The sequence below is a fragment of the Psychrobacter sp. Ps6 genome (assembly GCF_022129235.1).
Lineage (GTDB): Bacteria > Pseudomonadota > Gammaproteobacteria > Pseudomonadales > Moraxellaceae > Psychrobacter.
In genome coordinates, this window is sequence record NZ_JADQAI010000002.1 from 332755 (window position 1) to 347937 (window position 15183).

Below are 15183 nucleotides of genomic sequence, written 5' to 3' on the forward strand. Positions count from 1 at the left end.
TACAGTACTACTCAAACCGCTTTTAGCGATTCAAGCATTGACTTATTATCAAGTTATAATGAATCGTTAAGCTTGAGCAGTTTTAGCCGCTTCCATCATCTCAGCAAACTTATCAAATAGCGGACCACAATCATGTGGGCCAGGGCTGGCTTCTGGGTGACCTTGGAAGCTAAAGACTGGCTTGTTGGTCAGCTCGATGCCTTGGTTAGTACCATCGAATAATGAGCGATGCGTTGACTTAACGTTTTCTGGTAGCGTGTCTTCATCAACCGCAAAGCCATGGTTTTGACTGGTAATCATCACTGTGCCAGTCGCTAGATCTTGCACCGGATGGTTGGCACCATGGTGGCCCGTTTTCATTTTGATGGTATTGGCGCCGCTGGCAAGACCGATTAGCTGATGGCCTAAGCAGATGCCAAACGTTGGTAGGTCTGTTTCTTCAATAATGTGACGTACGGCGTCGATTGCATAATCACAAGCGGCAGGATCACCAGGGCCATTTGATAAGAAGATACCGTCTGGGTTCATCGCGAGCACGTCTGCAATAGGCGTTTGTGCTGGGACCACCGTCACGTGACAGCCGCGGTCGACGAGCATACGCAGGATGTTAGTTTTGCTGCCAAAGTCATAAGCAACGACGTTGAATTTGGCATCGATATGAGTGCCGAGCTGCTTAAAGAAGCCGCCAGTACCACTGTCATGGCTACCCGCCACGTCACGGTTGAGTAAGGTGTCTGATAGATCCCATGTGCCTGCTGTCCACTCAAAACTGTCTGTCGTGCAGCATTCTTTTGCCAGATCCATGCCCTTTAGACCTGCAAAGCCTTGTGCCAGCTCAATCGCTTTTTGCTCGTCGTCGCTTGTGATCGTCTCACCGTTTGAGGCAGTCATGATACAACCGTTTTGTGCGCCTTTATCACGTAATAGGCGGGTCAATTGACGCGTATCAATTTCAGCGATAGCGACGGTATTGTTACGTTGTAGATAGTCGCTTAGTGATTCTGAGTTGCGGAAGTTAGAGGTTGCCATAGTGGCGTCACGGATGATCAGACCGTCTGCCCATACTTTGTGACCGTTACCAGACTCGGTATCCTCGGCATTGGTGCCTGTATTACCGATATGCGGATAAGTTAGGGTCACCAGCTGTCGCGCATAACTTGGATCGGTTAGAATTTCTTGATACCCTGTCATGGCGGTATTAAATACCACTTCACCAACACGATGACCTAGGCTGCCGATACTGACACCGCGAAAAATTGTACCGTCTGCTAGTGCCAAAATTGCTTGTGTTTCTACCGATGAATTCAAGGATTGCCTCCGCTATTATTGGTGAGTGCCATCATGTTTTGTGGGTTAGGGTTTTGCTCTGTATCCTTTTATTTACCGCACCTGACTGCTATCAGATAAAATAAATCAAAGGGCGACACACAAAAATTTTCCACAAAAAAGCGAGAAGACATTATTGATGAAAACTACAAAACTCACTCGATAGTGAATAGGTAACTTGCATCATGTCCGCTCGCTTAGGCACAGATTTTGCGTATTATATACAAAATAGTAACTTATGGCTAGTATCAAGGGCAAACTGAGTGATTAAAACTGGTAGTGGACAGACAGCCCGTAATAGTCAGGTGCAAGATTGGTTGTGATGAGAAGCTGATCGTTATAGCTTTTGGTCAAATACATACTACTGGCAACCCCTAGTGCTGCACCAGCAAATACATCAGCCACATCATGTTTTTCCGCTTTAACACGGCTATAACCCACAAAAGTTGCGCCAACATAAGCTGGAATACTATATTCTAATCCATAGCGTTTATGAATGAAGCTTGCGCCCTGAAATGCCAAAGAAGTATGTCCTGATGGGAAGGAGTCATTGTCGCTATGGTCAGGGCGCTCTTTATTAATGGTTGACTTCACAGCATAGGTCACGGCAAGATTGGTAGCAAATGATTGATAAAATTGCTGACGTCCCTCTTTATCATTCATATAATGCGTGCTGCCATAAGCAATGGCAGGTATGGCAACCGCAACAATGTCACCGGCTCTCTCCAAACTTGAGGTATCTTCAGCATAACTGGGCGCGGTGATGATCACACTACTTGCCAACAAGATAATAGGTACGTGTGTTTCGCGAAGCATGGATGCGTCCTTAGTAGGGTAGCGGTACTTGTTAGGGCAGGCGCTACGATAGCAAAATGAGAATATTGGCCTTGCTAATTGTACTATAAAGTGGACACACGATAAGGTATTAAATGGGATTGTATACTGTAAAATATATTTTTTATGGCTATGGTCCAAAGTGAGATGGTTCTTTGACATGCGAATCAAATAAGCATAAAAATGATTGTGGTATAACCAATGACTTACTCCAAAATAACATTATCCTTACTAAGGAAAAACGATGATATTTAAATATTTAGACAAAACCCCTGAGTTTGCCGTACCTTTCAACGGTTGGATTGCTGACTCGGCACAAGTAATCGGTGATGTGTATTTGGGTTATCAGGCCAATGTTTGGTTTGGTGCGGTGATACGCGGCGATAACGATCGTATTCATATCGGCGACTATAGTAATGTGCAAGAAAATAGTGTGATTCACACTGATGCAGGTATCAAAGTGACTATCGGTGATTACGTGACTATTGGCCATCTAGCGATGCTGCATGGCTGTGAGATCGGTGATAACAGTCTGGTTGGTATCGGTGCGGTGGTACTCAATAATGTCAAAATAGGTAAAAACTGCCTGATAGGGGCGAAAGCCTTAATTACTGAAGGTCAGGTTATTCCTGACAATTCCCTGGTGATGGGCGCGCCTGCAAAAGTGGTCAAGACGTTAACAGATGAGCAAGTAGCGATGCTAAAAATGTCAGCGCTGCATTATGCTGAGCGTTGTCAAAAATTCAAAACAGGTTTAACAGAAATAGCGATGCCTGACTAAAGGTAAATGGTTAAAGCAATTATAAGTGGACAGATCACAAGGTACGAGCTTTATCTAATTGATGTACTATTTAATTAATGTACTCCTCCTTAGTCGATAATCGTACCTAATTTTATTAAAAGATTCATATTTTTTCGCAACCAACGATAAGGTCTCACCATGCAGGCAGTTCCAGCACAAACACAACAAAAACAACTGGCGTTATTTGATTTAGATCATACCTTACTGGATGTCGATAGCGACTATCTGTGGGGTGAGTATATCGTCAAGCACGACCTTGTCGATGAGGCTGAGTATCGTACTGCCAACCAGAAGTTTTATAATGACTATATCGAAGGGACGTTAGATGCGACAGAGTATAATGAATTCGTCGCGCAGTTTTTGAGTAGTCTGCCGCTTGATAGACTTGATGAGCTAAGAGAAGATTACATCAAAAGCGAAATCGAGCCACATATTCGCCCAAAAGCAATGGAAGCATTGTGCCAGCATATTGAGCAAGGGCACGATGTGGTGATTATTTCTGCAACCAATGATTTTGTGGTGTCCGCTATTGCCAAGCGCTTTGGCATTGAGTCAGCCAATGTATTGGCTACGCCGCTTGAGATAAAAGATGAGCGTTATACGGGCAAGCTGACTGATAAACCAAACTTTCAGGCAGGCAAGATCTACCATTTAGATAAATGGCTCAATAAGCAGCAAGCCGCGGGCATCACCTTTGAAAAAACCTATGCCTATTCAGACTCCAAAAACGATATTCCATTGCTAGAATGGGCGGATGTGGCGATCTGTGTGTCACCTGATGAGGCGCTACATGCTCATGCCTTGGCGCATCGTTGGGCAGTAGAAGACTGGTCAATCTAGATTGCTTAATCTAGTAATAGTAGGAACAAGAATAATTAGACAACCATTTATGATCAATCTCATTTAAAATAGCGCCAAATGCGTTATTTATTTTTTAGAAAAACAGGAACACTTATGGAAATCAATCCGTATCAAGAACAAATTAAAGACTTATCAGAGCGTGGACAGGACTTGCGGAGGTATCTTTGACTTCGATGGCAAGCAAGAACGCTTAGAGGAAGTCAATTTAGAGTTAGAAAACCCAGAGCTGTGGAATGATCCAGAGCGAGCAACCAAGATTAATAAGGAAAAAAGCCACCTTGATGGTGTTATCGATGTCGTGGTCTCTCTTGAAACCACGCTAGAAGATGCGTCTGCCATGCTAGAGTTGGCAGTAGAAGCAGAGGATGAGTCCTTGCTTGCCGATGTACAGAGCGAGCTAGATGATGCCGAGCAGCGCGTAGCCGATTTGGAGTTCCGCCGTATGTTTAGTGGCGAGATGGATCCAAACAACTGCTACTTGGATATCCAATCAGGTAGTGGTGGCACCGAAGCACAAGACTGGGCGGAGATGCTATTGCGTATGTATACACGCTGGGCAGAAGCTCACGGCTTTAAGGTAGACGTGATTGAAGTGTCTGCTGGCAGTGTCGCGGGTATCAAGTCGGCCACGATTGAGATCAAAGGCGACTACGCGTTTGGTTGGCTGCGTACTGAGATTGGCGTCCATCGTTTGGTACGTAAATCACCATTTGATAGCAACAATGGTCGCCATACGTCGTTTGCGGCGGTGTTTGTCTCGCCTGAGATTGATGATAATGTCGAGATTGACATCAACCCTGCTGACTTGCGTATCGATACCTATCGCTCATCTGGGGCGGGCGGTCAGCACGTCAACACGACAGATTCTGCAGTACGTATTACTCATGAGCCAAGTGGCGTGGTGGTGACTTGTCAGAACGAACGTAGTCAGCACGGCAACAAAGCCACGGCGATGAAGATGTTACGTGCCAAGCTCTATGAGCTTGAAATGCAAAAACGTATGGAAAAACAACAGGCGGTTGAAGACAATAAGTCTGATGTCGGCTGGGGCAGCCAGATTCGCTCATACGTGCTCGATGATTCTCGTATCAAGGATCTGCGTACCGGTGTTGAAACCTTTAACACGGGCGCGGTACTAGATGGCGATCTCGATCAGTTTATCGAAGCCAGTCTAAAAGCAGGACTGTAAAATAGAATTTAAATATCAACCAACATGTAATTAAGGAAGATTATGCCAAGCGTAAATAATTATTTTGATGACAAAGTGACATCCATTGCTTTTCAAACAGCAGCCAAGCCTGCAACGGTAGGTGTTATGGAAATCGGTGAGTATGAATTTGGCACTAGTGAGTTTGAGACTATGAGTGTGGTGAGCGGTGCATTGACGGTTAAGCTACCAGAGAGTGATGAGTGGCAAACGTTTAATGCTGGCGAGCAATTTACCGTTGAAGCCAATCAAAAATTCCAAGTAAAAGTTGACGTAGAAACCGCTTATTTATGTGTATACGGTAAATAATGACTTTTATTGTAAAGTAGTATCAAAATAAAAAAAGCCAAGCATTTGATGCTTGGCTTTTTTTGTGGGCATGTCATTCTCTAGCTCACTCTTTATAAGTCTTTACGGTACTGCACCATGTCTGTCTGAGTGGCAATGGCATCATAGAGTTTGCGAGCGGCGGTGTTACTTTCTTGTGTCGTCCAGTAGACGCGGTTACAGTCTTGGTCCTTAGCAAAGGAGTAGACATGTTCAATCAATGCGCGTCCTACGCCTTGACCACGGACATTATCCGCGACGTATAAATCTTCTAAGTAACAACACGCGTTAGTATTCCATGTGTTGGGATGCAGTACCACATGGGTAATGCCTACCAAAACATCATCCCTCCACGCCCCAAATCCATAAACAGGGATGTCGTCATCAAGCAGATTGCGCCACGTCGTCTCCGTCGTGCTTGATGGCAAATTGGTCTCATAAAATGTCAGATAGTTTTGCCATAAGTGCGCCCAAAGATCATGATCGGCGAGAGTTAGTGGCTTTATTTTTACAGGTGAATGGTTCATTTTTTATAAACTTAAGTCGTGATTAGTGCTGAATTATGCCTCAAAAATGCAGCACTTAGAACCCTTATCACTGCTATATTTTACACAGGATTACACTTTGTCCGTGGCAAACAAACAGCAAAAATAACCGCAGTTTATTATGCTAAAACCATAAAATTATTAGATGAGTGTTTTTATGTGCAAAACAAACGAGCAGTCGACAACGCAGGATGTACGCCATGACTATGAGCGTCTCGCACGCCGTGCCAATCTGCGCTATGTGAGTGACGACGAACCAGGTTATGAGCGTAGACGTTGGGGCCGCGGCTTTACCTATCGCGATGCCACGGGCAAGACAGTCAAAGACAAAGCATTGCGTCAGCGTTTTGACGCATTAGTGATACCGCCCATGTGGTCGGAGGTGTGGATATGCCAAGACGAAAAAGGCCATTTGCAATCGACAGGACGCGACGAAAAATCTCGTAAGCAGTACTTGTATCATCCCTCGTGGAATAATATTCGTGACCAAGCCAAGTTTGATGCAATGATAGGCTTTGCAGAGGCGCTGCCCAATTTACGCGCGCAGGTCGAGACAGATTTGGAAGCAGAGTCATTGTCACGCACCAATGTACTCGCTGCCGTTGTGAAGTTGCTTGAAACCACGTTGATTCGTATTGGCAACAGCCGCTATGCCAAGCAAAATAAAAGCTATGGTCTGAGTACGTTACGTAGTAAGCATGTCAGCGAAACGGATAATGGACTTGCGTTTGATTTTGTCGGAAAAAGTGCAAAAGAGCATCATATTGAATTGCAGGATGAGCGTTTGATTGACATCGTGCAGGCGTGTTCTGAGCTGCCGGGCTATCAAATATTTAAATACTTAGATGACAATGGACATAAACAAGTCGTCGACAGTAGCGATATCAACGACTACTTGCGGATGCATACATGTGGCACAGACTGCGAAAGTAAATTATATAGTGCGAAAGATTTTCGTACATGGATGGCAAGCGTGCTCGCGGCAAGCTATCTATACGACGAGCTGCAAACGGCGGCAGGCGCTAGCATACTTGCCAGCGCACCAGAAAGCGCTGAGCGTCAGCAGCTGGTCACCGATATGGTAAAAAGCGTGGCGGCAGAGCTGGGCAATACGCCAACCGTATGCCGCGCGTCGTACATTCACCCCATCATTATTGAGCGTTTTTTGGCAGGGCAATTTTATGATGATTATAAACAAGCACGCCGCGGTCGTACTAAAAAATATCAAAGCTGTGAGGAGAAAGCCTTACTAGGTTTCCTCAGTGCTGATCGTTAAATATCGCTGCTTTGGAAAGTACTTCGAAAATAACTTAAACATATGATCCTACAAGTTTTTTAAGTCTAATAATGGCTATTTGATGATAAATAGTTATGGGTCATGCTTATTTACATAAAATAAAAATGATACGTTATGTATTGAAATAAGTATAAAAATGCGTTACTAATAGAGCATGTTAAATACAAAGATACTAGACGGTCTATAGGATATGACCGTTTTATAATATGAATATCATTTTATCTGCTATTGCTAAAGGATTAGCTTATGAACACCGCCTCTCAAACTCCTACAATCAGTCACACAGATGCTTCAGCGACACCAAAAAACTATACCGATTATTATAATAATTTTGATATGGATACATTGTTGTCAGAAATCTTTGGCGAGCATGTCGACGATCGTTTAAATGCCTATATGGCGTGCTGTGGTCGCCATGTTCGTGACGGCCGCGCTGATACTGCTGCACTGGTACACGAAGATACGGCAGGCAATGTCACGCGCATGAGCTTTGGTGAGCTTGATAAAGCAAGTGCGCAGATTGCCAACTTACTACAGTCGTATGGCGTAAAAGCGGGGGACAAGGTCGCAACCATGCTACCACGTACGCCCGAGCTGCTGACCGTTGTATTGGCGACATGGCGCATCGGCGCGGTATATCAGCCGCTGTTTACTGCTTTTGGCTATGACTCAATCAAATATCGCATGGACAAAGCCGATACCAAAGTTGTCTTTACCAATGTAGAAAATCGCCACAAGTTTGATGATTTGGCCACGCGAACCAAAATGGTATTGGTCGGCAGTACTGAGGAAGCTCAGACGTGGGGTGACGACCACTATCGTCAGTCCATGGAATCACAGGCGCAAACGATAGTACCCGTTATGCTTGATACGGAGGCGCCATTTTTGCAGATGTTTACCTCTGGGACAGTCGGTAAGTCAAAAGGCGTGAGTGTGCCATTATCAGCCTTACCTGCATTTTACCTCTATATGCGTTATGCCATTGACCTGCGCGCAGACGATCAATATTGGAACATGGCCGATCCTGGTTGGGCGTATGGCTTATATTATGCCATCACAGGGCCGCTGCTATTAGGTATCACGACTTATTTTAATGAAGCAGGATTTGACGCGACTAATACACGTGACTTTATGGTGCGCCACCAGATTACCAATTTGGCGTCGTCACCAACGGCATTTCGTATGATGAAATCCAGCGGCGTATTTGACAGTGTTAATGAAGACAATAACGCCAAACTCGCTTTGCGCTGCGCCAACTCGGCAGGAGAGACACTGAACACCGAGGTCGTCAACTGGGTCGAGACTTACCTGGGCTGTCAGGTAAAAGATCAATACGGGCAAACAGAAACCGGCATGACTTGCTGTGCTCATCATGCGCTAAAACACGAATCGCCAGTCGGCTCGATGGGAATGGCGTTACCAGGTCATACGCTCGTGGTACTAGATGATGGTATGAATGTACTACCAGATGGTGAACAAGGGCAGCTCGCAGTCGTGGTCAGTCAGTCACCTGCCTTTTATTTCCGAGGTTATAGCTGGAACGAAAAACAAGCCTTTGCAAATGACTACTATCTGACAGGCGATGTGGTTGAGCGTCATAGCGATGGCAGTTACTGGTTCTCAGGCCGTGATGATGACATCATTATTACCGCAGGCTACCGCGTAGGGCCCACGGATGTCGAAAATACCGTGTTAGAGCACAAAGCAGTCGCAGAGTCTGCGGCGGTAGGAGTGCCAGATGAAGTGCGTGGACATACGATCAAATCTTATGTGGTATTAAAAGATGGCGTCGAAGGCAGTGAGCAGATTGCCAAAGAAATCCAAGAGCTGGTACGCAAACGTCTATCCACTCATGCCTATCCACGTGAGGTCGAGTTTGTGACCGAATTACCAAAAACACCAAGTGGCAAAATTCAACGCTTCTTGCTGCGTAGTTTATCTGCTGCGTAACTACCCAATAGAGCGTTTATAGACGATTCATAGAAAACAGCTAATAAAAAGTGAAGATTTAAAGGAATAATCATGCAAATTAAAGAAAACAGCTTTTTGGTCACAGGCGGTGCATCAGGTTTGGGAGAGTCAGTAGCTCGTGTGATTGTAGAGCAGGGTGGTAACGTCGTTATCGCTGATCTAAATGAATCAGCAGGGCAAACACTAGTTGCTGAGCTGGGTGATAGTGCGCGCTTTGTGCGCTGTGACATCACTAACGGCGATGAAGTGAAATCAGCGGTTGAGATGGCTGAAAACGCTTTCGGCAGCTTACAAGGTTCAATCAACTGTGCGGGTATTGTAGTGGTACAAAAGCTGCTAGATCGTGATAACAATCCGGCAGACCTTGAGTCATTTAGCCGCGGAGTCAATATCAATCTGGTCGGTTCATTTAACGTAGCTCGTTTGGTTGCTGCTAGCATTGCCAAGCGCATAGCGAATGACAATAGTGCAGGCGACCATGTAGAAAAAAATGCAGATCAAGGCATTATTATTAATACAGCCTCTATCGCCGCCTTTGATGGTCAAGTAGGTCAAGCCAGCTATTCTTCGTCCAAGGCAGGCGTGGTTGGTCTGACCTTGCCACTTGCTCGTGAGCTGGCACGGCATGGCATCCGCGTTATGACTATCGCACCGGGCGTTTTTGCTACGCCGATGATGGAATCTATCCCAGAAAAAGCCCGCGAACAGTTAGAGGCAGGCGTGCCTTATCCTAAGCGTTTAGGCGCTCCCAATGAGTTTGCTAAATTGGTCACTCATATCATTGACAATGCTTATCTAAATGGCGAGGTGATCCGCTTAGATGGTGCGATTCGTATGGTATAACATTTGAGTCATTCATTCTTTTTGCACAAAACTTATCTAAATAGTCTGACATAGTACTTTGATACATATGATTAATGACGAAAAATTCATTATGAGGATCAAAGCACTATGTTATTTTTTTGCAAAAACACACATTCATCTGATAAGTTACGCCCATACAGCTGGCTTATCAGTATTTGCGTTACTGTCGTTATCAGCGCCAGTGTTATTGCGTATCTCAAAAGCTTCTCAAGCCATCACAAGCCAATACCGTCCTCAATAGTTATTGATAAAATCGTTGTCGATAAATCAGATCGCATTTTACAGTTAATCAGTCAAAGCACCGTCATCAGGTCGTATCGCATTGCACTAGGCGGCAATCCAGTGGGTCATAAGCAGCAAGAAGGGGATCAGCGTACGCCGACAGGTATTTATACTTTGGATTATAAAAATGAAAACTCTATTGCGCATCGTTCTATCCATATTAGCTATCCTAATGATGAAGACAAGGTACGAGCGAAGTCATTAGGGGTCAATCCGGGCGGCGATATTATGATTCATGGGCAAATGAATGGCTTTGGACATTTGGGCTGGTTGAATCAACAACGCGATTGGACCGATGGTTGTATCGCAGTTACCAATGATGAGATGGATGAAATTATGGCAGCGGTGATACTTGGTACTCCTATCAAAATTGTGGAGTAGCATAATCGGATTATGATTTGGTCTATGGTCAATAAGTGCAGTGCATTGCTCATTACCATATTCAACGGCGATTTCTCTTTAACTTATATCAATAAGATGACGTTTCCTATATCCAAACTTGCTTTAATTATTATTAATAATTTATTTAAATATTATTAATAATAAATATCATTGTCTTAAGTAAGGTTTTATTTGGTAATTGTCTTGAAATAGGTGTGTATATACCTTATATAAGTGACAGATAACAGTGGGCACTAAACTAAGAGGGTCCCTAGAAGGCCTACTGATAATACCAATTATAAAAGGATATAAACATGAGATTTGAGAAGTTTACTCAAAAACTGCAATCCGCCATTCAAGAAGCTCAGAGCCTAGCATTAGGTCGCGATCATACGGGTATTGATCCTGTGCATTTGCTTGCGGTATTGCTACAAGATGAGTCTAATTTATCTATTTGCCAACAAGCAGGTGCTTCTATTCCAGCGCTAAAAAATGGCGTTGCCAAAGCACTAGATAACCAAGCGACCATTTCGGAGCCGACAGGTGACGTCAACCTAAACCCAAACTCGGTAAAAATCTTGAACTTGGCAGATCGTCAGGCGCAAAAAGAAGGCGATGATTTTATCGCGACTGAATGGGTCATGTTGGCACTTGCTGAGCAGGGTGAAACCAAAAAGATATTTGAAAGTGCAGGCGTAACGGCTAGCAAACTAAAAGCGGTGATTGAGCAGCTGCGTGGCGATGATACGGTGAATAACCAAAACGCAGAAGATCAGCGTGATGCACTCAACAAATATACGATCAACCTGACTGAACAAGCGGAGCTTGGCAAGCTAGATCCAGTGATTGGCCGTGACGAAGAGATTCGCCGTACCATTCAGGTGCTGTCACGCCGTACCAAGAATAACCCTGTGCTCATCGGTGAGCCGGGTGTCGGTAAGACGGCTATCGTTGAAGGCTTGGCACAAAAAATCATTAATGGTGACGTGCCAGAAGGTCTGCGCCGTAAAGAAGTGTTGTCGTTAGATTTAGGTGCGCTCATTGCAGGCGCAAAATTCCGCGGTGAGTTCGAAGAGCGTCTCAAAAGCGTATTGAGCGACTTGGCTAAGCAAGAAGGCAACGTCATCTTGTTTATTGATGAGCTGCATACCATGGTTGGTGCGGGTAAATCTGAAGGCGCGATGGATGCGGGTAATATGCTAAAACCTGCATTGGCACGCGGTGAGCTGCATTGTGTCGGTGCAACGACGCTGGACGAGTACCGCAAGTACATCGAAAAAGATGCTGCGCTTGAGCGGCGTTTCCAAAAAGTGTTGGTCGATGAGCCAACGGTTGAAGACACCATCGCGATATTACGTGGCCTAAAAGAGCGTTACGAGCTACATCACGGCGTCGACATTCAAGACAGTGCCATTATCGCTGCTGCGCGTATGAGTCATCGCTACATCACTGATCGTAAGCTACCAGATAAGGCGATTGATTTAATTGATGAAGCGGCCAGTCGTCTGCGCATGGAGATGGACAGTAAACCTGAATCATTAGGTAAGCTTGATAGCCGCCTCATTCAGCTAAAAATGCAGCGCGAAGTACTCAAAAACGAAGAGGATGCTGGCGCGCAAGCCGAGCGTAAAATGCTCGATGCGCAAATAGCAGAGTTAGAAAAAGAGTACGCTGATCTCAACGAGGTTTGGCAGGCAGAGAAAGCACTGGTCAAAGGCAGTCAACAGCTAAAAGACGAGCTAGATAAGGCCCGTATTGCCTATGACAAAGCCAGCCGCGAAGGCGATTATGAGACCATGAGTAAGCTGCAATACGAAACCATTCCGCAGTTAGAACGTCGTATTCATGAGTCTGATTTGGCTGAGCAAAAAGAGCAAACAGGTGAAGGTAACGGTGTCAAACTGCTACGGAACAAAGTCACCGACAATGAAATTGCAGAAGTGGTGGCAGCCGCAACTGGTATTCCAGTCAGCAAAATGATGCAAGGCGAGCGTGATAAGATGATCGCAATGGAAGAAAAGCTCCATGAGCGTGTTATCGGTCAAAACGAAGCGGTCGAATCGGTGGCCAATGCGGTACGTCGTAGCCGTGCAGGATTGTCTGATCCCAATCGTCCTTCAGGCTCGTTTTTGTTCTTAGGACCTACTGGTGTTGGTAAGACAGAGCTGACCAAATCACTAGCGAACTTCTTGTTTGACTCTAAAGATGCGATCGTACGTATCGACATGAGTGAATATATGGAAAAACACAGCGTTAGCCGCTTAGTGGGCGCGCCTCCAGGTTATGTCGGTTATGAAGAAGGCGGTACATTAACGGAAGCGGTACGCCGTAAGCCATACAGCGTCATATTGTTCGATGAAGTAGAAAAAGCGCATCCTGATGTGTTCAACATCTTGCTGCAAGTATTGGATGATGGTCGCTTAACCGATTCGCAAGGTCGGGTGGTAGATTTCAAAAATACCGTCATTATTATGACCAGTAACTTGGGTTCGCATAAGATCCAAGAAATGGTTGGCGAGAGCTACGAGGATATCAAAGCGGAAGTGATGGATTCGGTTGGGCAGCATTTCCGTCCAGAGTTCGTCAACCGTATTGACGAGATTGTGGTCTTCCATCCGCTTGGTATGTCGCAGATGGCAGGTATTGCTGATATTCAATTGAATCGCTTACGTCAGCGTATCCAAGAGCGTGAGATGGATATTGAGCTATCAGCCGATGCGATGAATAAATTGGTTGCCGTCGGTTATGATCCAGTTTATGGCGCTCGTCCTTTGAAGCGTGCCATTCAGCAAGAGATCGAAAACCCATTGTCATTGAAACTATTAGCAGGTGATTTTGTCGCTGGTGACATTATCAAAGTCGATGTTGGTGCTGACGACAAGCTAACTTTTGATAAGCTTAGAATGAGCTAATCACTTTAGCTTTGACGTCTTTATAACCCAACTGTACGTTTAAAACAAACCCCTCATCTACAATCGTAGGTAAGGGGTTTTTCGTTTACGGTGGTATTTTACGTTACTGTTTTTTTACCATTTAAATATCAAGACTATGCTATAAATAAATGGATGACCAAAAATGCCAATCGGATAGAAAGGACAAAACAGTGACAACCCCTATTGAACGTGTAAGTCTGCCCTTAACATCGCCGTTACTCATTGCGGCTTTATTGTTTAGTACATCAGCTTGCTCCAATCCTGCAACCGTCAATACCAGCAACAACGTGCCAGAACAGAAAGAGAGCCAAACCTCCAAAGCAGATGTGCAGACAAGTGATGCTCAAGTTAGCGCAGACAAGCCTGAGTTTACAACCAAAGCGGTTGCAACTTTTGATGAGCCTTGGGCCATGACAGCACTACCCAGTACAGATGGCAAAGCGCCCAAACTACTGGTGACGCAAAAAACAGGGGAGCTGTTCATTGTAGATACCGCGACGGGTAGCAAAACACAAGTAGCAGGTATTCCTAAAGTGGCCTACGGTGGTCAAGGTGGTTTGGGAGATATTATATTAGCGCCAGATTATGCGACTTCGAATGCTGTATATATCAGCTACGTAGAAGCAGGAAAGGGAAGTGATAGTAATAAGTTTGGGGCAAAAGTAATCAAAGCGACGCTTGCAGGATTAGGTACGAATGCGCCCACACTACAGGCCATCACGCCTATTTGGGAGCAATCTCCAAAAGTCACGGGGCAAGGTCACTACAGCCATCGCTTATTGTTTTCACCTGACGGACAGTATCTATATATCAGCTCAGGAGAACGCCAGAAAAAAGAACCTGCACAAGATATGAGCATGAATCTAGGTAAGATTATTAGATTGTATGCTGACGGCTCGGTGCCAAAAGACAATCCATTTGTCAATGATAGCAATGACATTGCCTCTCAGTTTTGGACAATGGGTAATCGCAATGTGCTTGGCATAAGATTTGATGAAAGCGGCAGGCTTTGGGCAAACGAGATGGGGCCAAAGGGTGGTGATGAATTTAATCTGATTGAAAAAGGCAAAAACTACGGCTGGCCGATTGTATCAAATGGTCGTAATTATTCAGGCACACCAATCCCAGATCACGACACTCGCCCTGAGTTTGAAAGGCCTAAAATCACATGGACACCCGTTATTTCACCGTCATCACTGAGTCTATATACGGCTGGTAGCCACAATGACTTTCCAGCATTACAAGGCGATTTTTTAATCAGTGGTTTATCATCAAAAGCGCTTATTGTCGTAAGTGTCGATGAAGATGATAGTGCTACTGAACGATATCGTTATGACATGGGTGAGCGTGTTCGTAGCGTGCTGGCAGTTGATGGACAAGTGTGGGCATTGGAAGATGGTGACGGTGGACGATTACTCAGATTATTGCCTAAATAACATCATGATAAAGCTGCTTTTCGATCTGTATTTATGTAGACATTTTAAAAAAACTATCAATCTTATTAGAATAAGTTAAAGGTTTTATCAAGTTTTATTTTGTAATTGATTGATAGT

Annotated in this window: 13 protein-coding genes; 10 read left to right on the forward strand and 3 right to left on the reverse strand. The window is 44.8% G+C overall.

Features of this window, described 5'->3' with window-relative positions:
- Positions 1–66: 66 nt before the first annotated feature.
- The gene (gene carA, locus I3255_RS04055; protein ID WP_238037107.1) at positions 67–1308 is read right to left on the reverse strand and encodes a glutamine-hydrolyzing carbamoyl-phosphate synthase small subunit; all 1242 of its coding nucleotides are present in this window, start codon (positions 1306–1308) and stop codon (positions 67–69) included.
- A gap of 285 nt (positions 1309–1593) precedes the next feature.
- A complete protein-coding gene (locus I3255_RS04060) occupies positions 1594–2142 on the reverse strand; it encodes a phosphatase PAP2 family protein (protein WP_058025191.1) in 549 nt (182 codons plus the stop codon).
- Between the two features lie 262 nt (positions 2143–2404).
- Between I3255_RS04060 and I3255_RS04065 the strand changes: the two genes are divergently transcribed.
- The 4 genes from I3255_RS04065 (at position 2405) to I3255_RS04080 (ending at position 5339) form a co-directional block, all read left to right on the forward strand.
- Entirely contained in the window at positions 2405–2941 is a 537-nt protein-coding gene (locus I3255_RS04065) for a gamma carbonic anhydrase family protein (protein ID WP_238037109.1), read from the forward strand.
- Positions 2942–3100: 159 nt separating this feature from the next.
- Positions 3101–3802 carry an HAD family hydrolase gene (locus tag I3255_RS04070; protein ID WP_238037111.1) on the forward strand — a complete coding sequence of 234 codons (702 nt, stop codon included), beginning with the start codon at positions 3101–3103 and terminating at the stop codon, positions 3800–3802.
- 114 nt (positions 3803–3916) lie between these two features.
- Positions 3917–5012, forward strand: a protein-coding gene (gene prfB, locus I3255_RS04075) for a peptide chain release factor 2 (protein WP_238037113.1) whose coding sequence is annotated in 2 segments (ribosomal slippage) — positions 3917–3988 and positions 3990–5012 — 1095 coding nt in all. Because the reading frame shifts where the segments join, the coding sequence is not laid out codon by codon here.
- Between the two features lie 42 nt (positions 5013–5054).
- Entirely contained in the window at positions 5055–5339 is a 285-nt protein-coding gene (locus I3255_RS04080) for a pyrimidine/purine nucleoside phosphorylase (RefSeq protein ID WP_238037115.1), read from the forward strand.
- Between the two features lie 92 nt (positions 5340–5431).
- Here I3255_RS04080 and I3255_RS04085 read toward each other — a convergent pair whose 3' ends face one another.
- Positions 5432–5884 carry a GNAT family N-acetyltransferase gene (locus I3255_RS04085; protein WP_238037117.1) on the reverse strand — a complete coding sequence of 151 codons (453 nt, stop codon included), beginning with the start codon at positions 5882–5884 and terminating at the stop codon, positions 5432–5434.
- 175 nt (positions 5885–6059) lie between these two features.
- Between I3255_RS04085 and I3255_RS04090 the strand changes: the two genes are divergently transcribed.
- The 6 genes from I3255_RS04090 (at position 6060) to I3255_RS04115 (ending at position 15066) form a co-directional block, all read left to right on the forward strand.
- Complete coding sequence (locus I3255_RS04090) at positions 6060–7178, forward strand: DNA topoisomerase IB (RefSeq protein WP_238037118.1); 1119 nt, start codon at positions 6060–6062, stop codon at positions 7176–7178.
- Between the two features lie 267 nt (positions 7179–7445).
- Positions 7446–9149 (forward strand): AMP-binding protein, encoded by a 1704-nt coding sequence (locus I3255_RS04095; RefSeq protein WP_238037119.1) that lies wholly within the window; start codon positions 7446–7448, stop codon positions 9147–9149.
- Between the two features lie 72 nt (positions 9150–9221).
- Positions 9222–10013, forward strand: coding sequence for an SDR family NAD(P)-dependent oxidoreductase (locus tag I3255_RS04100; protein WP_238037121.1), 792 nt, complete (start codon positions 9222–9224; stop codon positions 10011–10013).
- Between the two features lie 108 nt (positions 10014–10121).
- Positions 10122–10697, forward strand: a complete 576-nt coding sequence (locus tag I3255_RS04105) for a L,D-transpeptidase family protein (protein WP_238037122.1) — start codon at positions 10122–10124, stop codon at positions 10695–10697.
- Positions 10698–11011: 314 nt separating this feature from the next.
- On the forward strand, positions 11012–13609 hold the full coding sequence (gene clpB, locus I3255_RS04110) for an ATP-dependent chaperone ClpB (protein ID WP_238037124.1): 2598 nt from the start codon (positions 11012–11014) through the stop codon (positions 13607–13609).
- A 191-nt stretch (positions 13610–13800) separates the two neighbouring features.
- Positions 13801–15066 carry a PQQ-dependent sugar dehydrogenase gene (locus I3255_RS04115; RefSeq protein WP_238037127.1) on the forward strand — a complete coding sequence of 422 codons (1266 nt, stop codon included), beginning with the start codon at positions 13801–13803 and terminating at the stop codon, positions 15064–15066.
- Positions 15067–15183 lie beyond the last annotated feature (117 nt).